The organism is Maribacter sp. PR66 (genome assembly GCF_028464205.1).
GTDB classification, from domain to species: domain Bacteria; phylum Bacteroidota; class Bacteroidia; order Flavobacteriales; family Flavobacteriaceae; genus Maribacter; species Maribacter flavus.
In genome coordinates this window covers 177480-202963 of sequence record NZ_JAQPCH010000001.1, presented here as the reverse complement: position 1 = coordinate 202963, position 25484 = coordinate 177480, and the positions used below count along the sequence as shown (strand labels likewise).

The 25484-nt window shown below is 42.4% G+C and carries 18 protein-coding genes and 1 tRNA gene; 11 read left to right on the top strand and 8 right to left on the bottom strand.

The window, feature by feature from the left end; all coding sequences use genetic code 11:
• Positions 1-14: 14 nt before the first annotated feature.
• Entirely contained in the window at positions 15-1799 is a 1785-nt protein-coding gene (locus PP181_RS00805; protein ID WP_272635607.1) for a tetratricopeptide repeat protein, read from the bottom strand.
• Positions 1800-2006: 207 nt separating this feature from the next.
• Between PP181_RS00805 and PP181_RS00800 the strand changes: the two genes are divergently transcribed.
• On the top strand, positions 2007-3314 hold the full coding sequence (locus PP181_RS00800) for a ComEC/Rec2 family competence protein (RefSeq protein WP_272635606.1): 1308 nt from the start codon (positions 2007-2009) through the stop codon (positions 3312-3314).
• Between the two features lie 3 nt (positions 3315-3317).
• On the opposite strand, the gene serS is transcribed toward PP181_RS00800, so the two are convergent.
• Positions 3318-4589 carry a serine--tRNA ligase gene (gene serS / locus PP181_RS00795; protein ID WP_272635605.1) on the bottom strand — a complete coding sequence of 424 codons (1272 nt, stop codon included), beginning with the start codon at positions 4587-4589 and terminating at the stop codon, positions 3318-3320.
• Between the two features lie 80 nt (positions 4590-4669).
• On the opposite strand from serS, the gene PP181_RS00790 reads away from it, so the two are divergent.
• A complete protein-coding gene (locus PP181_RS00790; RefSeq protein WP_272635604.1) occupies positions 4670-5050 on the top strand; it encodes a VOC family protein in 381 nt (126 codons plus the stop codon).
• On the opposite strand, the gene PP181_RS00785 is transcribed toward PP181_RS00790, so the two are convergent.
• Positions 5047-6369 carry an HTTM domain-containing protein gene (locus tag PP181_RS00785; protein WP_330072447.1) on the bottom strand — a complete coding sequence of 441 codons (1323 nt, stop codon included), beginning with the start codon at positions 6367-6369 and terminating at the stop codon, positions 5047-5049. The two genes, PP181_RS00790 and PP181_RS00785, sit on opposite strands and share 4 nt — an antisense overlap.
• Positions 6369-7298: a bifunctional riboflavin kinase/FAD synthetase gene (locus tag PP181_RS00780; protein ID WP_138257888.1), complete on the bottom strand. Its 930-nt coding sequence runs from the start codon at positions 7296-7298 to the stop codon at positions 6369-6371. Before PP181_RS00780 ends, PP181_RS00785 begins: the two co-directional genes overlap by 1 nt.
• A 53-nt stretch (positions 7299-7351) precedes the next feature.
• Between PP181_RS00780 and PP181_RS00775 the strand changes: the two genes are divergently transcribed.
• Positions 7352-11137, top strand: coding sequence for a reprolysin-like metallopeptidase (locus tag PP181_RS00775; RefSeq protein ID WP_272635603.1), 3786 nt, complete (start codon positions 7352-7354; stop codon positions 11135-11137).
• Positions 11134-11817 (top strand): hypothetical protein, encoded by a 684-nt coding sequence (locus tag PP181_RS00770; protein ID WP_246160804.1) that lies wholly within the window; start codon positions 11134-11136, stop codon positions 11815-11817. The genes PP181_RS00775 and PP181_RS00770 overlap by 4 nt, the downstream gene beginning before the upstream one ends.
• Here the strand turns inward: PP181_RS00770 and pth are convergent.
• From pth to PP181_RS00755, 3 genes are all read right to left on the bottom strand, one after another.
• Complete coding sequence (gene pth / locus PP181_RS00765) at positions 11814-12443, bottom strand: aminoacyl-tRNA hydrolase (protein WP_154917379.1); 630 nt, start codon at positions 12441-12443, stop codon at positions 11814-11816. The two genes, PP181_RS00770 and pth, sit on opposite strands and share 4 nt — an antisense overlap.
• Positions 12444-12526: 83 nt before the next feature.
• Positions 12527-13177, bottom strand: a complete 651-nt coding sequence (locus PP181_RS00760; RefSeq protein WP_138257885.1) for a 50S ribosomal protein L25/general stress protein Ctc — start codon at positions 13175-13177, stop codon at positions 12527-12529.
• A 57-nt stretch (positions 13178-13234) separates the two neighbouring features.
• A complete protein-coding gene (locus PP181_RS00755; RefSeq protein WP_138257884.1) occupies positions 13235-14176 on the bottom strand; it encodes a ribose-phosphate pyrophosphokinase in 942 nt (313 codons plus the stop codon).
• A 187-nt stretch (positions 14177-14363) separates the two neighbouring features.
• Here PP181_RS00755 and PP181_RS00750 point away from each other — a divergent pair.
• Positions 14364-14445: transfer RNA gene (locus PP181_RS00750), tRNA-Leu, on the top strand.
• Between the two features lie 123 nt (positions 14446-14568).
• Here the strand turns inward: PP181_RS00750 and PP181_RS00745 are convergent.
• Complete coding sequence (locus PP181_RS00745) at positions 14569-15522, bottom strand: alpha/beta hydrolase (RefSeq protein WP_272635602.1); 954 nt, start codon at positions 15520-15522, stop codon at positions 14569-14571.
• A 250-nt stretch (positions 15523-15772) separates the two neighbouring features.
• Between PP181_RS00745 and PP181_RS00740 the strand changes: the two genes are divergently transcribed.
• The 6 genes from PP181_RS00740 (at position 15773) to PP181_RS00715 (ending at position 25474) form a co-directional block, all read left to right on the top strand.
• The gene (locus PP181_RS00740) at positions 15773-16270 is read left to right on the top strand and encodes an RNA polymerase sigma factor (RefSeq protein WP_272635601.1); all 498 of its coding nucleotides are present in this window, start codon (positions 15773-15775) and stop codon (positions 16268-16270) included.
• A gap of 112 nt (positions 16271-16382) precedes the next feature.
• A complete protein-coding gene (locus PP181_RS00735) occupies positions 16383-17543 on the top strand; it encodes a FecR family protein (protein WP_272635600.1) in 1161 nt (386 codons plus the stop codon).
• Positions 17544-17698: 155 nt separating this feature from the next.
• Positions 17699-21220 (top strand): SusC/RagA family TonB-linked outer membrane protein, encoded by a 3522-nt coding sequence (locus PP181_RS00730; protein WP_272635599.1) that lies wholly within the window; start codon positions 17699-17701, stop codon positions 21218-21220.
• Positions 21221-21224: 4 nt separating this feature from the next.
• A complete protein-coding gene (locus tag PP181_RS00725; RefSeq protein ID WP_154917375.1) occupies positions 21225-22790 on the top strand; it encodes a SusD/RagB family nutrient-binding outer membrane lipoprotein in 1566 nt (521 codons plus the stop codon).
• Positions 22791-22851: 61 nt separating this feature from the next.
• Positions 22852-24354: a mandelate racemase/muconate lactonizing enzyme family protein gene (locus tag PP181_RS00720; RefSeq protein ID WP_272635598.1), complete on the top strand. Its 1503-nt coding sequence runs from the start codon at positions 22852-22854 to the stop codon at positions 24352-24354.
• A gap of 181 nt (positions 24355-24535) precedes the next feature.
• Entirely contained in the window at positions 24536-25474 is a 939-nt protein-coding gene (locus tag PP181_RS00715) for an RraA family protein (RefSeq protein WP_272635597.1), read from the top strand.
• Positions 25475-25484: the final 10 nt, after the last annotated feature.

Genomic DNA, 25484 nt, shown 5'->3' with positions numbered 1-25484 from the left:
TCAACTATTAAACGTTAATTGACCGCATCCCCCCGCAGCATTCTAAAATTTTTGCGGGCCTGTGGAAAATAATAGCTGTCCTGATAGTCATAAATGATACGTTCATAATGTGCCTTGGCCTTCTCCGGCTCGTCTAGAACATTCCTGTAAAGTTCCCCTAAGGCAAAATAGGCGTCGTCTGCCAGGATACCGTTCCCATAGAACTCGATTATTTTTTGATAGTTGAATTCTGCCGCTTCGTATTTTTTTTGGGATTCCAATAATTGGGCCTGTTTTAAGAGTGCCTCATCCTCTATTTTTTCTCCCTTGTGGTTTTCCAAAATATCGTTTAGGTCTTGGATCGCCTCATCCGTTTTGTTCTGATAGGCCAAAAAATCGGCACGGGCATATTTTTTCAATGCTGTCTGGGTGGAGTCTTCCAAGGAATTGTCCGATATCAACAAACTCAATTGCATGGCATCGTTCGCGATGAGCTGCGAAGTAGAACCCCGTAGCACCTTTAGCTGTGTCAATGCCCAGTCAAAATCTCCCTTATAGAAGCTTGTTTCCGCTACTTTGTATCGGGCATCCTGTCCCATGACATCGTTTTTCAACTTGTCCTGAACTTGCGAAAAGTATATGAGCGCTTCGTTAAACCGACGGTCGTATACCAAAATATCGCCAAGGGCAAGCTTAATGTAGGCCTTGCTCCGTTCGTTCATGGGTAGTTCCAAACTGTTCTTTAGCAGTTCGATGGCCGGGCCGGGCTCGTCTTTTTGAAAGGTCAGGAAATTGGAATAGGCCACCTGGAGTTGCAGGGTCTGGGTCTGGTATCCGTATTGTTCGATGAGGGCTTCGTAGCGTTTCTGTATGGCGTCCAATTGATTTTTTTCCACTTCTTCCAAGATGATTTCTATCAAATGCAGCTCCGCGTTCAATTGCACAATGGGGTCCGCACTTTCATCCTTGATGTATTCAAAAACCTCCTTGGCAACCTCATATTCCTTCTCCTCAAGTACCGTGGTGCCCAAATTCTCCAGGCGACCGGTATTGCTGCCCTCCATACGTTTGTAAATGGCCTTTTCCTGTCTGAATGCGCTTCCAAATTGGCGTTGTTTTACGAACAGCCAGCTCAGCAGCTCGTTCCAGATGATATCCGGATTTTTCTGTGCCTTTTGAAGTAGGATGGTCCTAAGGGTTTGGTTGTTGACATCCTCCGGATCTGATGTTATGAAGTCGTCGATGCTTCTAAGGATATTGGATTTTGACGTTTTATTGTTCACCAAAAGTTCCAGATAAGCGGTGTACATTCTTTCAATATCGCCCTGTTCCCCATAAATCCTGGCCAACTGGTAATTGTAGTCCAAGGTAGGGTTCAGTTTCATGGCCTTCTTATAGGCTGCGACGGCCCTATCCAATAAAGTATATTTTTGAAATTGGTAGCCCAAAGCGTACCCGTAGTTAGGGTTTTCCTCTATAAAAGCTAGGGCACGGTCATAATACTCCTCGGACTTTTCCGGCATGTCCTGGAGGGAATAATTGTAACCCATTTCTATCAATAGGGTAGGATGTGGGTTTCTCTGGCTCAACTGTTCCAAAAGGTAGGCCTCTGCATCGGTATAGCGTTCCAGCTGTTGGTAGCAGGCAATAAGACCTTGTAGGTAGTCCGTTCTTCTCGGATTCTGTTTCGCCAATTTTTCGTAGAAAACGACCGCTTTTTCAAAATCGCCATCGGCAAAATACTGCTTGGCCAAAAAGTCCTCTTGGGCACAAACGCTGATGGAGAAGAATAGAAAAGCAAAAAATCCTAAAAACTTCATAGCAGAAATTTATCAAATTTAAGCAAGAGCCGTAAAAGAATCTGTTAACTGAACTATAATAAGGTCAATATCGAATGGCGGCAATGGGATTTCATGTCAATTCGTACAGATTCTGCGACTGGTTATCAAATAATATATTGTAGGAATACTATTAATAATGTAGTTTTAGTAGAAGGGCCATTTACAGGCCAAACACAAAAAATTTAAATGGAAACACGGTTTTTAGGGTCAAAAACAAAACGGTTTTACTTCAACAACGGCGTTGAGGACGTGAGCTATGTGGTAATCTATGGTGATGAATTAATGGTGGAACCTTTGGAGGACAATATTGCGGAGAGTTACAGAACTGCCATTTACCGGGGGCGAGAAGGAAAGATTGCGTCCAACGCCAAACTATTGCCCAAAAGGAGTTTGGAATTTTATTTTTTGGACATTGGGCAAGGGGATGCTTCCTTTACCGTAACCCCCGATAATATTAAAATATTGGTGGACGGCGGATTAAAGGACAGGGCCTTGGGTTTTCTTATCTGGAAATACCGATTGGATCGGCCCGATACCAGCGTAACGATTGACCATTTGTTTTTAAGCCATGCCGATAAGGACCATATTGACGGCTTGGCGCCACTACTTGAACACCCCAAAATTACGGTCAAGAATATATACCACAATGGTATTGGTTTATATGACGATGGACACAACACGGAAATAGGTACCATGGAAAATGATAGGTTGAGAACCATACATGACTCGGTACAGGATTTGGAGAATGAACATCTTAAAAGTGACTTTAGCGAATGGATCGATGCCGTTAAAGGATCTGGAGCTACCTACCAAAGTGTGGACGCTTCCAACGGGTATCTGCCCATAGGGGACGCAAGCGTACAGTTGGAAATATTGGGACCCACCCTGGAACCCGACAATTCGTTTAAGTGGTTTGGCGGTAAGTCCCATACCATTAATGGACATTCCTTGATCTTTAGGATTGACTATGACCATGTAAGGGCCTTTTTTTCTGGGGATTTGAACGTGGAGGGAAGTGAACATCTCTTGTCGATACCGGGGAACACCCTTAAAGTAAACGCCCATATTTTTAAGGCGCCCCATCACGGCAGCCACGAATTTTCCCAAAATTTGCTAAATCATGTGAACCCCATGGTCACTGTGGTTTCCTCTGGGGAAACACCGGATCATGGTCACCCAAGGGCGGTTTTTTTAGGAGGTTTGGGACTGGCCGGAAGGGGGAAAATGCCCCTTATTTTTTCAACGGAACTTTCAGCTCTATTTGTGGATGCGGGAGACGTTGCGGCGCAAATCCATTCAGACTCCACGGTTACCACCTTGGGAGACCTCGATTTTTCCGATTCCTTGGCAAACACGGAAGCCAGACAGCGTTTCAAGAAAGTATTACCGGGAATCATCAATGTGCGTACGGACGGCGAAAAAATATTCGCCTTTCGCAGGGTCCAAATGGGTTATCAATGGGAATCCTATGAATTGAAATACAATGACATATAGGGGTTAGTCAATTTTATCGAAACCACAATACGGCACCAACACCTCTGGGATTTGGATACCGTCTTCGGTTTGATAATTTTCAAGAATTCCGGCCAAGACTCGGGGTAAGGCCAAAGAGCTTCCGTTCAGGGTATGTGCTAGTTGACTTTTTCCGTTTTCGTCCTTGTATCTTAACTTGAGACGATTCGCCTGATATGTTTCAAAATTGGAAACCGAACTGATTTCTAGCCATCTGTCCTGCGCCGTAGAAAACACCTCAAAATCGTAGGTTAGGGCAGATGTAAAGCCTAAATCGCCGCCACACAAACGCAAGATACGGTACGGTAATTTCAACTCACGCAAAGTAGTTTTTACATGTTCTACCATACCATCCAAAGCTTCGTACGATTTATTGGGATGCTCTACATGGACAATTTCCACTTTGTCAAACTGGTGCAACCTGTTCAGTCCGCGCACATGGGCACCATAGCTTCCCGCCTCCCTTCGAAAACAAGGCGTATAACCGGTGTATTTAATGGGAAAGTCGCTTTCCTGTAAAATGGTATCCCTAAAAATATTGGTCACGGGAACTTCCGCCGTAGGTATCAGATACAGGTCGTCCGCGGTTATATGATACATCTGTCCTTCCTTGTCCGGCAATTGCCCGGTTCCATACCCCGATGCCTCGTTTACCACGTGGGGCACCTGCATTTCCGTGTAGCCGGCATCGGTATTCTTGTCCAAGAAATAGGAAATCAGGGCACGCTGTAAACGTGCTCCTTTACCTTTATAGACGGGAAAACCGGCCCCTGCAATTTTTACGCCAAGTTCAAAATCGATAATATCGTATTTCTTGGCCAATTCCCAATGGGGCATGGCACCATCCACCAGCTTGGGAATGTCCCCTTCCCTAAAAACTTCCTCATTGTCCTCTTCGGAACTTCCTGCCGGAACCAATTTATTGGGGATATTGGGAATTTGATATAAAAGCGATTGAAGTTCCTCTGCCGTAGTTGTCAGTTCCTCCCCTAATTGTTTGGACTCCTCCTTAAGGTCCGCCGTCTTTTCTTTTAAGGCATTCGCTTCTTGGGCCTTGCCAGATTTATAGAGCATGCCAATTTCTTTCGATAACTTGTTTGATTCCGCAAGGATGGAATCCAATCGGGTTTGGGTAGCACGTCTTTTTTCATCTAAAAGAAGTACACCGTTCAGCATGGATTCGGCATCAATATTTCTTTTCTTAAGGGCTTTGATGATGTTATCCTTTTCCTCTCGTATGACCTGTAACTGTAGCATTGCTCCGTATAATTTGGCAGCAAATTTAAGTTAAACTTATCATTTAAAAGGTATACTTTTAGATCCTAAAAGAAAGGTTTATGGTTTTTGAGCATTTTGCGTTGAACGTTACCAATATTGGGCAGGTGGTTGATTGGTATTGCCAGAATTTGGGGCTAACCATCGTAAGCGAGCAAAAAGTAGCACCCTTTATGACCTTTTTGGCTGATAGCACAGGCAGGGTCGTCTTGGAACTTTACGGTAGGGACGATGCCCCAAAAAGGAATTTTGAAACGGAACATCCGTTGACATTTCATGTTGCCTTTGTTTCGGAAGACGCCCAGGCGGACAAGCAACGATTGGTGGAACAGGGCGCATCTTTCTTTGAGGAGGTCCATAAGCCGGATGGCAGTCATCTAGTTATGCTCCATGATCCTTGGGGGATGCCCCTACAGCTTTGCCAAAGAGCGATAAAATTTTAGTCCTTCAATTGGGACGGTAGTATCCAATCGCTGTGTTTCAATGGTGTCCAAGGAATATTTGCGAGGTCCACGGTTGGGTCTATAAAAGGACCTGGAGGTCGGCCATTGATGCTTACCTTGGAATTAATTAGGTATACGGATACTTCCTCGTTTTCCTCTTTTAAATCCCTTTTTAGATACTGTGCAAATTGCCAGGCAAAATCTGGATAGGCGAGGACTTTTCGTTGTTGACCTGTAGTAAGATATTGCTGTATATCTATGAATAGTTCCTTGCCGTTGCCGCGCAATACCTTAAATTGTCCCGTACCGCTTCGTTCCCTTAACATCATTCTCCAGCTCATTCTATGGCCTTCTTCCGTCCATAATACATCGTCCTTTATAAAATAGTGCCTGATAGGTAGGATTAACTGGAGCAAAAAATAGATACCGAACACTACCAGGAATGGTTTTTTATAGTTTGGGACCACCGTTTTCTGGAGGTTAAAAGGAACTTTACGTTTGAAAAATAACTTTCTGATGGTTTCCGGTTCAAAGAAGAAAACCGTGAAAGCCAAGGACAGATAAGGAAATATTCCTATCTGGAAAATGACCGAATTGAAGAGGTGAAAGAAAATGGAGGCGATAAAGGCCGCTTTTCGGGTAGGTTTCCAAAGCAACGCCGGAACCACCAACAAATCAAAAATAATCCCAAAACTCCCGATGATTTTGTGCATCCAAGGCTGTTGCAATACATCACCAACGAGCGGGTAGCCGGACTTTGACTTCATCAGTATGTCTATCATGCCAAAATCCAGCCAATCTCCGTACAGTTTTGCAATGGAGGCGTAGGTATATACAATGAACAATTGCAAGACTATGATCCACTTCACATAGCCGTACATGGAATTTTCCTTTTGAGAGTTTCCCATGCGAACATCCAAGGAATATGCTTTATGGGCCGGAAATAGGCACATCAAAAAGGAAATAAGGACCAATAAATAATAATGATTGTTATATGCGGTTTTTTGCATCAGGTAACTGCCGGTCCAGAGCAAGGTAAAAGCCAGTACGGAGAATCTGTATTTTAGCCCCAACGCTATACATATTCCCAAGATACCCATCAGGGAAAAATAAAAATACATACCCTGTCCGGCAAGGGCTTCCAGCCATGCAAAATCAATAAAGGGAAAGGTGTATTGGGGTGCTACGATATTCCTTTTGAGCCAGCCCGTGGCTATGGCACCAAAACATTCCAGTGAAACTAGAACGCCAAAAAATATTCGGAAAATGATAAGCGGGCTGTTGTCAATTCTATGAAATAACAACCTCTTGAGCATCATTATCTATTGGATATAAATTGCAGCGATTTCTCTTTGTCCTTGGCCAATTGTAATTTCAGTTCGTCCAGGGAATCGAACTTTTGCTCATCACGGAGCCGGGAAAGGAGATTTATCTGGAGATTCTTGTCGTAAAGGTCCGCATCAAAATCAAAAAAATGAACCTCTATTGTTTTTGAAGTACCGTTCACTGTTGGATTATAGCCAATATTCATCATGCCAAAAACATCCGCACCCTCAATATGGCTTTTTATGATATAGGACCCATTTTTGGGAACAAGTTTATAGGTTTCCTCAATATGGACGTTCGCCGTTGGGAAGTGGATTTTTCTGCCAAGGCCCTTCCCTTTTTTTATGGTCCCCGTTAGCATGTACTCATAGCCTAGGTAGGCATTGGCCGTTTCTATATCGCCATTTTCCAAGGCCCTACGTATTTTCGTGGAGCTCACGGAAACCTCGTCTATTTCCTGCGCAGGGATTTCCTCCACGGAAAAATCCAGCGCGTTTCCAAAAGCGATCAAGTCGGTTATATTGGCGTTCCTATTTCTGCCAAACCGATGGTCGTAACCAATAATAACGTTCTTGGATTTTAATTTGTTCACCAAGAGATCGCGAACAAATTCCGTGGCCGAAAGCCGCGAAAATTCCTTGGTAAACGGATGGATGACCAAAATATCCAATCCCATTTTCTCCAGAATGGATTTTTTTTCGTCTATGGTGTTAAGAAGCTTTATATTGGCATCTTTTTGCAGTACCATACGGGGGTGTGGGAAAAAGGTAAGTACGGCCGATTTTAAATTGGAGTTCTTGGCACGGTTTATGACTTTTTCCAATATTTTCCGGTGACCAATATGTACTCCGTCAAAGGTGCCAATGGTTATGGCAACAGGGTGTTTTTCATCGTAATTGGAAATGCTTTGAACTGTAATCAACGCTGTTGGAAAATAAAAAGAACTATATTTGATTTGGAGATAAAAGCCCCACAATGACCGCTAAATTACGTCTTGTTTTCTCAATTACCATAGTATTTCTTTCCTTTTCTGGGTTTGCACAGACCAATTATTGGCAAAGAGCGGAGCTTAAAAATCAGGATAGGCAAAGTACCCTCAAGCGATTGGATGTACAAAAGGCCAGGGCATTTGTGCTGGATGAAAAAGGGTTGAAAGGGGAACTTTCCAAGGTTTCCAAATCCAAAAAATCAGTAAGAACCATCCATTTTCCGGATGCTGAAGGCAATTTGATACCGTTTCAAGTCGAAGAATCCCAATTATTTGCACCGGAATTGGCCCAAAAATATCCCAACATAAAATCCTATAGGGGCGTAGGGTCCGGACCAGATACGCAAAAGATATTTTTTAGCGTTTCCCCCAAAGGGATACAGACTATGATCATGGACCCTGGGAAAGAGGGCACCGTATTTATGGAAAAAGCGGACAGCGGTGATTATGTGGTTTACAATGCAAAAGATCATTTGACCCAAAAATTGGATTTTGTCTGTAAGACCGACCCAAATTCGTTTGCCTTACAATCCACCGCGTCAACAGCCAAACTGGTGGACGATCAAAGCCTGAGGAGGTTTAGGGTCGCGATTGCGGCCTCCGGGGAATACACGCAATTCCATGGGGGTACCATCCCCGATGCCCTTGCGGCCATCAATGCCACATTGACACGGGTGAACGGCGTTTTTGAACGTGATCTGGGAGTGACCTTGGAGCTGATTGCCAATACGGATGCCGTTATTTATACCAACCCGGATACGGATCCCTTTTCAGGGGGGTTGAGTTCCCAAACCCAGAATACCTTGACCAGTGTTATTGGCGAGGCCAATTATGATATAGGCCATTTGTTCAATCAGCAGGACAATACTTTGGATGGCAATGCAGGTTTTATTGGTTCCGTCTGTCAGGATAACAGAAAGGGCAGCGCCTACACCACTTTGTTCGCTCCACAAGGCGATCAGTTTGACATCGACTTGGTTGCCCATGAAATGGGACATCAGTTTGGAGCCAACCATACTTTTTCACATTTGTCCGAAGGCACCTTAGTGCAGGTGGAACCTGGAAGCGGCACCACCATTATGGGGTATGCCGGGATTACGAACGCAAATGACGTCGCCACAAATTCAGATGACTATTTTCACTATGTGAGCATCGTACAGATCCGCGAATATTTGGAGACGATAAGCTGTGGGGAAACCCTGCCTTTGACCAACAATGCCCCCATTTTAAATCCGGTCAGTAACTACACCATTCCTGTTGGAACCGCCTTTGTATTGACGGGCAGTGCCAGTGATCCTGATTCAACGGATGTGGTGACCTACACTTGGGAGCAAATAGACAATGGAATTGTCACCCAGGCCACTTTTGGGCCCAATAATCCCACAGGTGCCATGTTCCGTTCGCTCCCCCCTTCAGTATCTCCAGAACGTTATTTTCCAAGGTTGAGTAGGGTAGTATCGGGTGACCTTACCCAGTCCAACCCTGTTGAAGGAGGGGCATGGGAAACGGTATCTAATGTGCAGCGTGAAATGAACTTTTCGCTTACTGTGCGCGATAATGTATTGAACGGCGGACAATCCGCCTCAGATGAGGTTACGGTTGTCGTTTCCAGACAGGCAGGCCCTTTTTTGGTTACCTCACAAGAGGTGCCGGCAACTTTTGTGGCAGGCGAAACGGAGACCATCACTTGGAATGTGGCCAATTCCAATGAATTGCCCATAGCAGCCCAGAATGTGGATATTTTTCTCTCCACGGATGGCGGACTCACCTTCCCCAACAGGATAGCCCAGAACATTACCAATGATGGTAGTCATACCCTAGTGATTCCGGGAGGTTATAGCACAACTGCCGGGAGGTTTATGGTCAAGGCTTCGAACAATATTTTCTTTGCCGTGAACCAAGCGGATTTTTCCATTTCGGAGTCTGAAGTGGTTCTCAATTTTGCGGACCTTACCTATGAAGTCTGTAAACCGGATGACCTTGTGGTCAGTTTTGACTATGAAGCGTATTTGGGATTCATGGAGGAAAGTACCCTGAGCGTTGGGGCGTTGCCTCCTGGTGTGACCGCCACTTTTTCACAGGATACCGTTTCCGTTTCCAATACCACGATTGATCTTACTATTTCGGGAACTGAAAATTTGGCCATTGGAAATTATCCTATTGATGTTATTGCCACTTCGGTCAACGTTACAAAAAGTATTTCCTTGCAATTGAGCGTTTTCGATACCAATTTCTCCGAAGTTGTACTTACCGCTCCTTCGGACGGAAGTTTGGACGTGTCAAAAGATGTAGTCTTGGAATGGGAACCGGATTTGGTGAGTACCTCCTACGCGGTTGAAATTGCAACGGACATCGGTTTTACGGAAATTATTGAATCCAAAGTGTTGGCGGCAAATTCCTACCAGCCCACGTCCTTGTTGAACGAAACCCAGTATTTTTGGCGTGTCAAGCCTATGAATGCCTGCGGGGAAGGAGTTTTTGGGGCACCTTTCAGTTTTACAACGATACAGTTCAATTGTATCACCAAGGCGAGTAACAACGTTCCAATAACCATAACCCCTGTAGGAACACCAACGATTACCTCAAGGGTTCTTTTTTATCAGGATTTGAATTTGGCCGATATCAATGTAAACCTGGATATAGAACATACGTATTTATCGGATTTGGTCATCAGCCTCACTTCCCCAGCGGGAACAACGGTGGTTTTGGTTTCCAGTGCCTGTGGGAACAATTCGGACATCAATGCGGTTTTTGACGATGAGGCTGCAGACGCATTTACATGCTCCGGTTCCCCTGCAATTAACGGAACCGTGCGTCCCATTGGCACCTTAAGTTCCTTTTATGGGGAATCCATACTAGGTGAGTGGTTCTTGGAGGTTAAGGACAATGCCGCGTCGGACGGAGGCCGACTCAACAATTTCTCTCTTGAGGTATGTGTTGAGGGTGATTTTAGACCTGATGACGACGAGGACGGGGTGTTCGATGATGGAGATGATCTGTGTTTGGGCACACCTTTGGGGCAGGAAGTGGATGCATCTGGTTGTGCAATTTACAGATTTACCCAAGAAAACTTTAACGTAAGCCTTGAAAGCGAATCCTGCAGGCCAAATAACGATGGTGCCATACGGATAGTTCCCAAAGTATTTTTGGATTATGAAATCACCGTAAACGGGAACGGTGTAAATACTACCGATAATTTTACCAATAGTTACAACCTTACCAATTTAAGCGCGGGAACCTATGATATCTGTATTTCGGGAACCGATGGTACCATCAGTTATGAACCCTTCTGTTTGGAGGTGGTCATTACAGAACCTGCACCGCTGAGTGTTACCTCCAAGGTTTCCTTAAAGGCTCCCCAGGTGGTTTTGGATTTGGAAGGAGCAAAAGGATACTATGTGGAACTTAATGGTTTCACTACCTATACGGCAGAAAAGCAGTTTTCATTGGACCTTTCCAAGGGCATCAATTTTTTAAAGGTGTACACCGATATTCCTTGTCAGGGTATGTATGAGGAGGAAATTCTAGTTTCTGATGGCCCACTGGTATTCCCGAACCCCTTCCGCGATTTTATAGAAATCTATATTGATGTACCCACACAACGGGCTACGATGCAGTTGTTCAGTTCGGATGGTAGGTTGTTACGAACCGATAAATTACAGGATGGCGTTTCCTCCCAAGAATATGATCTGAGTATGTTGCCCGTTGGCATGTATTATTTGCAATACGAAAGTAGGGGAATGAAAAAAACAACTAAGATTTTAAAAAGATGATGAGAAAGACAGTACTTCTTATGTGCCTTTTTGCGGTATTTGGTTGTAAAAAGAAAGACGACCCTAAACCTCCCGGTCAGGTGTTGCTTTTGTTCCCTGAAAAGAATTCTGAATGTACCACGGGTATAGATCAGGATGCCACTACGAGCAGGGTGACCTTTCAATGGCAAAGATCGGATAATACGGACAGCTATGAATTGCGCGTGACCAATATCAACTCCAATACGGTGCAGACAATTTCCACCCAAAGCACAACGGCCAGTCTTCCCTTGCTAAAGGGACAGCCTTATTCTTGGTTGGTGCGTTCCAGGAACAATCAAGTGGACAACACGATTTCTAGTGAAATGTGGAGTTTTTATAATGCAGGTTCAAGAACCACATTTGCCCCGTTCCCGGCTGAAATATTGGATCCCAGCATGTCCGAACGTGTTTTCAAGGACATTAACAATGAAGTGACCCTGTCTTGGTCGGCATCGGATCTGGATAATGATATTGAGAATATCGAGGTTTATTTTTCGGAACAGAATCCCCCTACAGATTTGGAAGCCACTCTGTCCAATATGGCCACTACCTTTAAAGTATCCGTAATCTCAGGGACTACGTACTATTGGAGTGTGGTTACGCGGGATGCTGAAGGAAATGCCACCAACTCTGGAATCTATAGTTTCAGCGTACTTTAAACCCCGTTGAATTGGTTCATTGTGCGGGAAACCCCGGACAAGACAAAGGATTCCATAAGCGCGATGGATTTTTCCAATCGCTCCGGCATTTTTGAGTTCTCCTCGTCGTTCCACTGGCCAAGAACATATTCCACTTGTCTGCCCTTGCCAAAATCGGCCCCAACACCAAATCGAAACCGATTGTAATTGGTAGTCTGTAATACTTGTTGAATATCCTTTAGACCATTGTGGCCGCCATCACTTCCCTTGGTCTTGAGACGCAAAGTACCAAATGGGAGGTTGATGTCATCCGTTATGACGAGCAAGTTTTCCAAGGGTATTTTTTCCTTGTCCAACCAGTATCGTACCGCTTTACCGCTAAGGTTCATGTAGGTGGAGGGTTTCAGGCAGAGGATGCTTCGGCCTTTTAATCTGTAGATTGCAATGTCACCTAGCTTCTCGGTTTCAAAAGCCAGCCCTTTCTGATTTGCGAGGGCATCCAAAATTTTAAAACCAATGTTATGTCGGGTTTCGGCATAATCGGCACCAATATTTCCTAATCCTACGATTAAATACTTTTTCATGGGGTCTACCTCTTCTAAAAATGGGTCTTCTAAGCCCAATAATTTATTAAGATATTTCAACATGGAATATCTTTTTACCGTTGCCTAAAAATACAAAAGCACCCCAATATTTAAACCGGGATGCTTTTTGGGTCTGTAAATCAAATCTATTCTTGGGCAGCTTCTTCAGCTGGGGCCTCTGCTCCCTCAGCACTTGCTTCTGCTCCTTCTTCTTCATCAGTTTCTTCATCCTCGTCATCGGTCATAACCGCAGTACGTGCAGTTTTAACCTGTACTACCGTAGTGGTATCTGGGTGAAGGATGGTGAAATCGTCACTTAACAAGGACGAAACCGCAATGTTCTGGCCAATTCTAAGTTTGGAAATATCCACATCAAAGAAATCCGGTAATTTATCCGGTAAGGCCTTAATGGTAAGTTTTCTTTTTCTGAACAATAAACGTCCACCGTTTCTAACCCCTGGCGAGTTTCCTTGCAACCTAACTGGAATATCCATGGTTACCGGTTTGTCCTCGAACAACTGATAGAAATCAATGTGCATGATACTGTCAGTAACAGGGTGGAACTGGATGTCCTGCATTACGGCGTTCACCTTGGTCCCGTTATCCAATTCAATTGCAACTGTGTGCGCATTGGCGGTGTAAACCAAATCCCTGAACGCTAGTTCATCTGCTGAAAAGTGCAATGGTTTATCCCCTCCGTATACTACGCAAGGAACCTTTCCAGCATTACGTAGGGCCTTTGTTGACTTCTTGCCCACGCTTTCTCTTTCTGATCCTTTAATTGTAATTGACTTCATTATATGTATTAAAAATTAAAAATTCTAATTGTCTCCTGGTCCGTTCTTAGTCTCTTTTTACATTAAAAACTTGGACGAAATGGAATTGTTGTTGTGTACTTTGTGCATAACATCCGCAAATAGATCCGCACAGCTAAGTACTTTTACCTTATCGCTTTTTACTTCCAAAGGGATGGAATCTGTAATGATCAATTCCGTTAGTTTGGACTTTTCGATTTTCTCGTAGGCATTGCCGGACAATAAGCCATGGGTAGCAATCGCCCGTACGCTTACCGCTCCCCGATCCATCATCAAATCTGCAGCTTTGGTCAATGTACCTGCGGTATCCACCATATCATCCACCAGAACAACATTCTTCCCTTGGACATCCCCAATAAGTTCCATGTGGGAAATGACATTCGCCTTGGCCCGCTGTTTGTAACAAACGACTACATCGCTATCCAAGGCCTTGGAATAGGCATAGGCCCTTTTTGATCCGCCCATATCAGGTGATGCAATGGTTAGGTTTTCCAATCCCAGGTTTTGCAAATAAGGGAGAAACAACGTTGAGGCGAACAAATGATCTACAGGTTTTTCAAAGAATCCTTGAATCTGGTCCGCGTGTAAATCCATAGTTATGATCCGGGTAGCTCCAGCCGTTTCCAGCATTTTTGCAACAAGTTTAGCGGCAATGGGTACCCTTGGTTTGTCCTTTCTGTCCTGTCTGGCCCATCCAAAGTAAGGCATTACGGCAGTTATATGTCGCGCAGAGGCACGTTTGGCACCATCGATCATCAATAACATCTCCATAAGGTTCTCCGGACCGGGATGGGTAGATCCAATGATAAATATTCTTGCACCACGAATGGATTCTTCAAAAGAGGGTTGAAACTCACCATCACTGTAACGGGAAAAAATAACATTGCCCAAATCCACACCATAGGCCTTGGCAATTTTTTCTCCTAAAACCGTACTTTGGGTACAGGCGAAAAATTTTGGTTCAGGAACGCTGTATGGCATGGCTTGTTTTTTGTATCTCTGCCCCTAGAACGAAGTAGGCTTAATGCCTTGTTTCTACTGCGCTTTGCGCAGGTGTTTTCTAAGGAGGTGCAAATTTAGAAATTAATTTGTCTTGCTAAAGGATAATTGTTGAATTTTTTGGTGTGGAAATAAAAATATTTTTTAGTTTTGCAGTCCTATTTTAAACGCTCGAGTGGCGGAATTGGTAGACGCGCTGGATTCAAAATCCAGTTCTTTCGGGAGTGTGGGTTCGATTCCCACCTCGAGTACAAAGAAAAAGCCGAGATTCATGTCTCGGCTTTTTTGTTTCTTTAGATAAGGTATAGTTTCAGAATGGAATTATCTCAGGTGCTACCTTTAAAATTTATTAAACGCCATTATCGCTCTAATATTTATTGCTTTGCCATCACTTCTTTCCCAAAGCCATTGACATCCAACCAATGAACAAAAGCATCGAACCAGCGATTGCTCGTACGGTTTGGATTTCCTAGGCCAAATCCATGTCCCCCGTTTTGATATAAGTGGAATTCTACTGGAATACCAGCTTTATACCAGGAATCAATAATCCCAAACTGTCCTCTAAAAAGAAAGTCATCACTTGCAATAACATTAAACATAGGAGGTGCGTTATTAGGAACTTCAACAGGTCCCATACCACCATAAATGGGGCCTATAAAAGCTAACTTCATAGATTTTGAATTTAGTGTTGAATGCATAGTTAGCCCGGCCCCTGCGGAAAACCCAATCATTCCTATTCTCTTTGTGTCCACGCCCCATTCCTTTGCACGTTCTATTATCATTGCATAGGCGGCCTCTGCATCCTCCAATTGGTTGGAAAGGTCCATTTGTCTAGGCGGCACGGGTGTTTCTTCCTTATTCCCATTCGAATTTTCAGTAGGTTCTGGAGTTCGAGGTCGGTTCATCCATGCGGTGAAATCATCAAGGGACTCTGGGGTAGGGTGTAAACGATATTTAAGTACGAAAGCAGCATATCCTTCCTTGGCGAGTACTTCTGCCACTTCCCAGCCTTCATTACCCAGGGATAGCCATCTAAATCCACCACCAGGGGCAACAATAACAGCTGCGCCATTTGCCTTATCAGTGTCTGGTAAAAAGGGAGTAAGTGTGGCTTGAGTTATATTTCTGGCCATAGGATCGCCCCATTGCTTAAACCAGGATTCCTTGGCAGGCTGATTTTCCACACCTCCTGTTTTTAACGGAATTGCCTTCGGTTCCTTCGGTGCTTCAAGTGGATAGATTGTCCCATCTTGGGCTATCATAGGGCATTTGCCAAAGAAAACCAGAAAAATGGCGAGTTTCAAAGGGATTTTAAAATTATTTAGCATTTAAAGGTGTTTTAATTACACTTAAATGTAAAAAATATATTTAATAAATAGCCCTTATAATTCAACGTATCCACGAACAATGAATTTTCTATTTATTAAAGACAAATTTTTACAATATGATATTTTTATTGCATATATAATAGCAATTTAATACATTGCCTCTATTAAGTGTAAAAAACACAGTTATAAATAAGTAATTTGTAGGCAGCAAATACTTCACCTTGGAATCGTAAAAACACATATGATGGAAATGCCAAGCCATAAACTTCTAGAGCAAATGTTTTTGGACCATTATAAAGAATGGTGTCTAAAATCCTTTAGTTATGTTGAAAATATGGATGATGCCCAAGATGTTGTTCAAAACGTTTTTGTCAAACTTTTGCAAAAAGAAAATCTTTCCCATGTTATTGATATTCATAAATATCTTAATGTGGCAATAAGGAACGAAAGCCTTAAAAAAATTAAAAAGAGCCGTGAGACTTTTCAACTTAACAACCAATCAACAGAAGTACCTTCCCATGAAAGCGAGTTGATAAAAGGGGAAGTTTCTGAAAATATGCTAAGAGAACTAGAGGCTTTACCTGAGCAGAACAAAAGAGTTTTTACCCTATGCGTACTGGAAGGTAACAAGTATGAAAGTGCCGCAGAAATCATGGGAATTACCGTAAATACGGTGAAATATCATCTTAAGAAATCTTTTAAGTCTTTACGGATAAATTTAAAGGATGTGTATTTATGGTTCTTGTAAATTAAGCATTCTTTAATTTTATACATCTTTTTTTGATAAATCCACTACCCGATTTTAATCTTCATGGGTCTTAATAGTAGACAACGTTGATTTGTTTACTAAATAAATAGGATTGATAGCAAATATTATAGTTAAGAGGATCAAGGGTACTTTGAGTCGTGAAGAAGAGCTTTATTTTCAGAAATGGCTTTCCCAAAGCAACGATAATCAACTTACGTATCAAAGACTGGTGAAGTTGCATGAGCTAAATGTGCCTTTGCCTGATGTAGACGAACTGGATGCCAAGAAAGCTTGGCGACTTGTTGTTCATGCCGGAAAGCAAAAAAGAAAGAACGATTCAAAATTTTCTGGAAGGGATATTCTAAAATACGCCGCCATTTTCGTGGGGTTATTGGGTTGTTTTTTTATGTACAAGTCTTTTCAGGAAGATATTTCTATAGTTGAGCCAATTGATCCTGATTCCATAACATTGGTTTTGGGTAATGGAAAAACGCAGGTACTTACCAATGAGGGTACGTTGAAAATAACCAATACTAAGGGAGCGGTTCTTGGCGAAAAGGTGGATGGTTTGGTTGATTATTCGCAATCAAAAAATGAAGACGAGGTGGAAACGGAGTCGGAATATAACACCTTGAGGATACCCCATGGAAAGACTTTCAAGGTAGTCCTTTCAGATGGAACTTTAGTTCACTTGAATGCTGGGTCATCTTTAAAATATCCTGTAAAATTCCAAAAAAATAAAAATAGGGAGGTCTCATTAATTGGTGAGGGCTTTTTCGAAGTAACAAAAAATGAAAACAGTCCTTTTATAGTCACATCTGGTGGTGTGGATGTTAGAGTGCTGGGTACCAAATTTAATATAACATCCTATCCTGAGGACCAGAACCAAAATACGGTTTTGGTCGAAGGTTCAGTTCGACTTTACAAAACCGGTTCTATTTATGACCTGGAAAACTCTACCCTGCTTTCACCTGGCTATAAAGCCGAATGGAATACAGAAACTAACAATATTGATTTAGAAAAAGTACATACAGAATTATATACAGGTTGGATAAACGGCAAACTGATGATGAAGGAAATGGTCTTTTCCAATATTGTTAAAAGGCTCCAACGGCATTACAATGTTACCATTACAAGTGAGAACCATGAATTGAATAATAGAGTGTTCACGGCCACATTTGAGAAAGAATCAATTTGGGAGGTATTGGAAACATTTAAACTGGAAACACCCTTTGATTATGAAATTGAAGGGGACCATATACGTATTAAATAGCAACCTTAAATCGACTTGCCTATGGTTACAAATTAAAAACTAAAATCAACCTACAGAACCCACTCAATTCTGTAAGAAAGAAAACTGAATCAATTAATAATCAACAATATGATATGAAAACTAACGATTTATTAGGGTTATTTAGACCCGGTTACATGAAAATTGGTTTAACGACCAAACTATGTTCGCTCTTATTTATCGCCGCGCTCATTTCTGCGCAGGCGAACACCCTATCCCAAAAAACCAAGATGACCATTAACTTGGAAGACGTGCCAACGTACAGGGTTATGGAAGAAATTGAGGCAACTACGGAATATAAATTTCTGTATGATGTCAATAAAGTGGATACTTCTAGAAAGGTTTCCATCAAGGTTAAAGACTTAGCACTTGAAAATGTACTGCAAGTACTTTTTAACAATACAAATACCGATTTTGTTTTTAGTGGAAATCAAATCGTATTGAAACCTAAACAGGTACAAACCAATACGCCAAAGTCTAGTGTAAAAAGTTCGGACAATGAAACCACTTCTGTTCAACAAAGCGTGTCTGGAACCGTAAATGATACCAACGGGCAGCCGATTCCCGGGGTTTCGGTAGTTGAAAAGGGAACTTCAAATGGAGTTGCAACCGACTTCGATGGAAATTACTCCATAACCTTATCCCAACCAAACACGGTGCTCATTTTCAGTTCACTGGGGTTTTCCAGGAAGGAAGTAATCGTGGGGCAATCCAGTGAACTCAATGTTGTATTGGAAGAAAACGTTGAAGGACTGGACGAGGTTGTAGTGACTGGATTGGGAATAAAAAGGGATGCGAAAAAAGTGGGATATGCGGTCACCGCTGTGGATACAGAGGAGCTTACCAAAACCAGAACGGTAAATGCTATGGAGTCTTTGCAAGGTAAGGTAGCCGGATTAAATATCAGCCCTCCATCAGCAGGGGCTGGTGCCAGTGTTCAAATTCGTTTGCGTGGTCAATCCGCATTTGCCGGTGCAAGCAATTCACCATTATTTGTAATCAACGGTCTTCCAATAGATCAAGGTGCTAGAGGGGCCAATGGACGTGATAATCAAAGAGATCTTGGGGATAACCTACAAAATCTTAATCCGGACGATATTGAAAGTATGACGGTTCTTAAGGGAGCTACTGCCGCCGCTATTTATGGTGCTAGGGCAGCTAATGGTGCGGTAATAATAACAACAAAAACAGGTACCTTAAACCAAGGTATTGGGGTTGATTTCACATCAAGCATTACTACTTCGCATGCGTTGAATTTCTTGGATGAAATAAGACAAACTGAGTATGGTCAAGGAACTGGAGGGGTTCGGCCACAGACACAGGGAGAGGCCCAAGGTACAGGACAGTTTAGTTTTGGCGAAAGATTTGATGGAGTACCCACGGTCAATTTTGATGGTGTGTCTAGACCTTACTCGCCTAATCCATATCAACTCTACGATTTCTTAAGAACAGGGACAAACCTAACCAATACCGTTGGGTTTTCCGGGGGCAATGAGAAAGGAAGTTTCCGTGCTTCATTTGCAAATACTTCCGCTAAGGGTATTCAACCTGCGAATGAATATGAGAAACGCATATTTAATGTAGGTATAAATTATAACGTTACAGAAAAGCTGAACATGCTTTTAAACGTTAACTATACGAACGAGGAGAATATCAATCCACCACAGATTGGTACACAAGGCCCAGGTGCCGTAGGTTTTTTCAATAGATTGGCTATTTCTACGCCTATTGAGGCTTATCGTCAAAGTGCCATTGATCCTGTTACTGGTGCAGAATTGCGTACCAATGGATTTTTAGGAACTATCAACAATCCCTATTACCAATTACAAAAGAATCAATTTTTTAATGATAATAGGAACCGTCTGTTAGGTACGGCTACTTTAAGATATCAATTTACAGACTGGCTATACCTTCAAGGAAGGTATAATTATGATTATGCTACCAATTTTACGGAGTGGAATGAGCTTAATGGAGCTGGTGCTACAACGACCCTAGAAGGTGATACAGGGTTTTATAGAGGTCGTTATGACATTCAGCAGACCCAAACGCGGGATGTAAACGCTGATTTCTTATTGGGTGCAAATAAGGAATTTGGAAAGTTTTCGGTTGATGCAAGTTTTGGAGGTAATACTTGGCGTTCGCAATTTCAAAGAAATGCCCAATATTCAAGATTGTTCGTAGTACCTGATTTATATTCAATAAAAAACGGAACAAGTTTCGAAACTGATGAAGCCGCTTTTCAACCTTACCAGTTTAGTACCTTCAGAATCAATTCTCTCTATGGATTGGCTGAATTTGGATATGACAATCTTTTATACCTGAACTTTACGGGTAGACAAGATTGGTTCTCGGTACTAAACCCAGAGGACAATAGTGTTTTCTATCCTTCTGTTTCCGGTAGTCTTATCTTTTCTGAATTGATGAAAGAACAAAGTTGGTTGACTTATGGTAAATTAAGAGGTTCTTGGGCAGAAGTAGGTAGTGCCAATGGTGTGGGGACCTATGAGGGTATACTGAATTACACTATTAACCCACCATTTAATGGCCAAACCACTGCAGGGGTTGCAGGTAATTTTGCCCCAAATCCACTTTTACGACCTTTTACGGTTACAGAGAAAGAAATTGGTTTGGAAATGCGGATGTTTAACAGTCGCCTCCGTTTTGATATAGCTGCTTTTGATAAGGTGACCACTGACCAAGTGCTGGATGTAACCTTATCCAACGCATCTGGTTATGATAATTCAAAACAAAACTTGGGATCCCTTAAAAACTCTGGTTTGGAAACTTTGGTAGAAGTGGTGCCCATACAGACCGATGATTTCATGTGGTCAAGTACATGGAACAACGCCTATCTTAAAACAGAAGTATTGGATGTTGGAAATGATAGTGGTACACTTTTATTAATTTTCTTTAATGGAACCGGAAACGAATTTCTCGGAGAGCTAAGATATACGGAAGGATTGCCAATGAACCAACTATATACCAGAACGTATAGAAGAAATGACAGTGGTCAGATTCTAGTGAACGATGATGGTAGATTATTGGCTACAAACGGTGATACGCCTGGAGCTGAAAACACAAATGGATTTTTGCCCGTTGGTTCTTCCATACCAAAGCACGTAGGGGGTTGGAATAACAACTTTTCATATAAGAATTTGAATTTCAGCTTTTTGATTGATTATAGGTTTGGTGGTACGATGTTGTCGTCCACACATTTGAACATGACTAGGCAAGGACATTCCCTGTTTTCCCTTGAAGGTCGTAGAGAGGGAGAAAATGGTGTAGTTGTTCCCAATAGTGTCTATGAAAGTAATGGACAGCCAAATACTACGGCGGTAAGCAATTTGCAATCTTTTTATGCAGACTACCGTAACCTTCAAATTGGAGATCCATTTACCTTTAAATCTGATTTTATAAAGTTGAGAAGTATTTCATTATCCTATGATCTTACGGATATTGTTAGCAATGTGGCGGACTTAAAGTTTGTAAAGGGATTGACTCTAGCTGCTTCTTGTAGAAATGTAGCTATTCTTTATAAGGATATTCCAGGACTTGATCCTGAAGCTATTCAATCCTCGGGTGATTTTAGGGCCGGTTATGAAAATTCTGCGCTGCCTACTACCCGTAATTTTAATTTTAGTCTTAATGTTAAATTCTAGAACCATGAAAACGATACAACATATATTATACCTAGTTTTAGTCTGCCTGATTTTTCAAGGGTGCGACGAAGATTTTGTGGAAGTGAACACGAATCCTTATCAAGTTAATGAGGTTGATGCGGCACTTTTGTTTGCCGGAGCGCAAAGGAGTCATTTAGGAACTTGGGCAGCTGAACATACCATTGTACAACATTTTGTAATTCCTTATAATCAGGGAGCTACCCTAGGTTTTAATTTTAATGAGGATATTGATGGGGTAAACAATCCCAAATGGAATGATTCATACCCATCTGTCATACGAAATTTGGTACAAGCTACCGATTTGCTCGGTGAAGATACTGACCGTGTCAACTTACTAAGTATGATCCGTATTTGGAAGGCCCAAGTTTTCATGGGGGTCGTAGATACTTATGGTGATGTGCCATATTCAGAGGCTGGAAAGGCTGTCAGTGATATCATTTACTTTCCTTCATATGATGATGACGAAGCTATCTATGATGATTTATACAATGAGATAACAAGTGCGGTTGCATCCCTTAATGCCAGTGGTGATTTTGTTTCGGATGATTTGTTTTACGGAAGTAATGGTAGTCAACCTACAAACTCTGCGTCGGCACAAGTTGAAAAATGGAGAAAACTTGGAAACTCTTTATTGTTGAGATTGGGTATGCGCTATTCAAAAGTTAATCCATCTAGGGCGGAATCTATTGTTTCGGAAGCGTTTTCCGGTGGAGTTATGACTTCGAATGCTGATAATGCGTACGTCAAATATGATGGCAACGTGTATGCCTGGGGAGACAATAATCAGCTACGTAATTTTTCCTTTTTCAATTATGCCGCTGAGCCACTGGTGGACCAGTTAAAGACAACCAATGACCCAAGGGCAAAGTATATGATTGCAATGTTTGAAGATCCCGGGGCAGTGGCCAACGAAACGAATCCAAATACGGATTTAGATAATCAATTTGGTGTTCCAGTCGGTGTTTCTGATTTGCAATTATCGGACACATCCCTTGGGTACAGAGGACCAAAAGGAACAGGTCTTGACTATAGCCAGATTAATGTTTTTGCAGCCGCTTCCCCTGCGGCACCGGCATTTTATGTAACCTATGGCCAAACATCTCTCTTATTGGCAGAAGCTGCCTTTAGAGGTTGGGTCTCTGGAGATGCCCAGTCTTATTATGAGGATGGTATCAGGGCCAATATGGATATTTATTCTTTGTATCCCAATACGGAGCCTATACCAGCATCTGAAGTGGATGCTTATTTGGCCGAACCTGAAGTTGCCTATAATGCTTCAAACGCTTTGGAGCTTATTAATACTCAATATTGGTTGGCCAATTACCGCAATGGAACAGAAGCATTTGCAAATGTTAGAAGAAGTGGATTCCCTGATTTAGCCCGTAATGATTTCAATGATAATTTACTGGCAAACGGTGGTGACGGATTTGTGCATAGAATGACATATCCAGACCGAGAGGGTTCTGCCAATTCCGATAGTTACACTGCTGCGGTCTCCGCCATAGGGGGTGACAATCTAGTTTCGAGGGTATTCTGGGATGTGGAATAAAAGGACTAATTTAAAGGGATAATTAATTAAGAGCTAAAAACTTAAAATCCCTAACTAAATTATGATGGAAAACACACTGCAAAAACTAGTATCGAAATTTAAAAAAGAGGAAGAAGGTATCTTGGCCCTTAGAAACAGGGAACTGGAAGATCCTAGAATCACGGACCAAAGAAGAAACTTCCTCAAAAAGACCGCTTTGGGTGGAATAGCGATGACCGGAATGATCGGTCTTGGTATCGAGGATACCATAGCGCAAACAACTTCCAAGGTCAGCAGGATGTCTGCCCCGTCGGAGTTGAAGATTACCGATATGCGCTATGCACTGACCAATGTTATGGGCGGTACGGCCATTATCAAAATCGAGACCAATCAAGGTATTTATGGTCTTGGTGAGGTAAGGGACGCTGCGGATGTTCGCTATGCCTTGTTTTTGAAGAGTCGCATTTTAGGGGAAAATCCATGCAACGTAGAAAAGATATTCAAGAGCATCAAGCAGTTTGGCGGACCTGCAAGGCAAGCGGGTGGTGTATGTGCCGTTGAAATGGCATTATGGGATATCTGTGGTAAAGCGTATGATGTTCCGGCTTGGCAATTATTGGGAGGAAGATATAGGGATAAGGTTAGGCTCTATGCAGATACACCCGAAGCATCTTCTCCAGAGGAACAAAAAAGATTGATCGACTTTAGGATAAATGAACAAGGATATACCTGGTTGAAAATGGATGTTTCCATAGGGGAACTTCGTGGCAAACCAGGTACTGTTGTAAATGGTAAGTTTTGGGAGAACGATAAAGGAGTATTGGCCCAATGGGGCGATCGAAGAAACATGATGTCCTACGGAAATACGATGCATCCTTTCACGCAAATCCAAATCACCGAAAAGGGTTTGGAAGAACTTCAAAAGGTCGTGGAGGATGTACGCAATATGGTAGGCTATGAGATTCCCATTTCTACGGACCATTATGGGCATTTTGATTTGAACAATGGTATTCGATTGGCAAAGGCCTTGGACAAGTATAGATTGGCCTGGTTCGAAGATATGGTGCCCTGGCAATATAATGAACAATGGCGCACTATTACCGATGCTATAGAGACACCAACAACGACAGGTGAGGATATTTATCTTCTAAAGGATTTTCTTCCTCTGATACATAATAGGGCAGTGGATATCATCCATCCAGATTTGGCATCTTCCGGTGGACTTTTGGAAACAAAAAGAATCGCCGATTATGCCGAAGAATATGGTATAGCAATGGCCATGCATCAGGCGGGTACACCGGTTTCATTTATGGCCAATGTGCATTGTGCTGCCGCTACCCAAAACTTTTTGGCATTGGAGCATCACTCTGTTGATGTTCCTTGGTGGGAAAGTCTGGTAAAAACCGTTGGCGGTTTTAAAATGATCGATAAAGGTTTTGCAACTGTACCATTAACGGCTCCAGGTCTGGGAATTGAGTTGGATGAGGAAGTAGTGAAGGCCCATTTGCACCCTTCTGATAAGACATTCTTCAAATCAACGGAGGAATGGAATGAACTCAGGTCTCATGATAGAACCTTTAGTTAAATTTTGAATTATAATTAAGTGTATTGAGTAAGGGTTTACCAATATTAAAACTTTGTATTTGAGTTAGTTTAAGTTGAGCAGGAGAACGCTTCCTTGATATGGAAGTGTTCTCAGCTTGCTTACTATTGTAGCTTAGGTATTTTGTTAATTTGAATATGGAAAAACTTTAAATCGGGTTAAAATGAAAAATTTCAAAATTGTACTGGTCTTGTTTTGTTTTACATATTATTTCCAAGGCGATGCTCAAGGGGTGACAGGTTCTGTGGAATATATCAAGGAGCTGACTTCCCAATGGAAAGGGGAGCGCTTTGATGATGGAAGACCCAAGGTAACGGATGCCCTTTTAAGCAGGATGAAAAATATACAGATAGAGGAGGCCTGGGGCTTTTTAAGAAGTAGAGGCTACAACAACCAATATGAAGGGGAATGGGAAATTATCCATCCGGAAGGTGTTATGACTGGAAGAGTGGTCACTGCCCAATATATGCCGTTAAGACCGGACTATCAAAGATTGATAAAACTAAAGGGAGCCGAGGAAAAAAGGGATACCATAGGGGGCAGCAATTCCTGGCCCATTCAACAGTTGGTACCGGGAGACGTTTACGTGGCGGATGGATATGGTAGAATCATTGATGGTACCCTTATAGGTTCCAATTTGGGGAATGCCATTTATGCCAATTCACAGAACGGGGTCATTTTTAATGGCGGTGTACGTGACTTGGCGGGTCTTTTGGATATTGAAGGCTTCAATGGATGGCATAAAGGAGCGGACCCGTCCTATCTACAAGAAGAAATGTTGTCTGCCATTAATGTGCCAATTAGGATAGGAAGGGCAACTGTTTTGCCAGGCGACGTGGTATTGGCAAATAGGCATGGAACCATCTTCATTCCTTCCTATTTGGCTTCCGAACTGGTGCTTTCCTCTGAAATTGTAGGCTTACGGGACATTTTTGGATTTCAGAGATTGCGGGAGAAGAAATATACTGCTGGCCAAATCGATACCAAATGGACCGATGAAATCAATAAGGATTTTGAAAACTGGTTAAAATCCTATCCGGACAGCAAATTACCCATGACAAGAAAGGAGCTTAACGATTATATGGATTCCAAAAAAAATTAAATATCAAACC

Coding starts and splice junctions, on each gene's coding strand:
- PP181_RS00800 (WP_272635606.1), top strand. CDS start 2,007: ATGGAAACACGGTTTTTAGGGTCAAAAACAAAACGGTTTTACTTCAAC.
- PP181_RS00715 (WP_272635597.1), top strand. CDS start 24,536: ATGAAAAATTTCAAAATTGTACTGGTCTTGTTTTGTTTTACATATTAT.
- serS (WP_272635605.1), bottom strand. CDS start 4,589: ATGCTACAGTTACAGGTCATACGAGAGGAAAAGGATAACATCATCAAA.
- PP181_RS00755 (WP_138257884.1), bottom strand. CDS start 14,176: ATGCCATACAGCGTTCCTGAACCAAAATTTTTCGCCTGTACCCAAAGT.
- PP181_RS00760 (WP_138257885.1), bottom strand. CDS start 13,177: ATGAAGTCAATTACAATTAAAGGATCAGAAAGAGAAAGCGTGGGCAAG.
- pth (WP_154917379.1), bottom strand. CDS start 12,443: ATGTTGAAATATCTTAATAAATTATTGGGCTTAGAAGACCCATTTTTA.
- PP181_RS00745 (WP_272635602.1), bottom strand. CDS start 15,522: ATGCTAAATAATTTTAAAATCCCTTTGAAACTCGCCATTTTTCTGGTT.
- PP181_RS00790 (WP_272635604.1), top strand. CDS start 4,670: ATGGTTTTTGAGCATTTTGCGTTGAACGTTACCAATATTGGGCAGGTG.
- PP181_RS00785 (WP_330072447.1), bottom strand. CDS start 6,369: ATGATGCTCAAGAGGTTGTTATTTCATAGAATTGACAACAGCCCGCTT.
- PP181_RS00730 (WP_272635599.1), top strand. CDS start 17,699: ATGAAAATTGGTTTAACGACCAAACTATGTTCGCTCTTATTTATCGCC.
- PP181_RS00725 (WP_154917375.1), top strand. CDS start 21,225: ATGAAAACGATACAACATATATTATACCTAGTTTTAGTCTGCCTGATT.
- PP181_RS00740 (WP_272635601.1), top strand. CDS start 15,773: ATGCCAAGCCATAAACTTCTAGAGCAAATGTTTTTGGACCATTATAAA.
- PP181_RS00720 (WP_272635598.1), top strand. CDS start 22,852: ATGATGGAAAACACACTGCAAAAACTAGTATCGAAATTTAAAAAAGAG.
- PP181_RS00770 (WP_246160804.1), top strand. CDS start 11,134: ATGATGAGAAAGACAGTACTTCTTATGTGCCTTTTTGCGGTATTTGGT.
- PP181_RS00805 (WP_272635607.1), bottom strand. CDS start 1,799: ATGAAGTTTTTAGGATTTTTTGCTTTTCTATTCTTCTCCATCAGCGTT.
- PP181_RS00775 (WP_272635603.1), top strand. CDS start 7,352: ATGACCGCTAAATTACGTCTTGTTTTCTCAATTACCATAGTATTTCTT.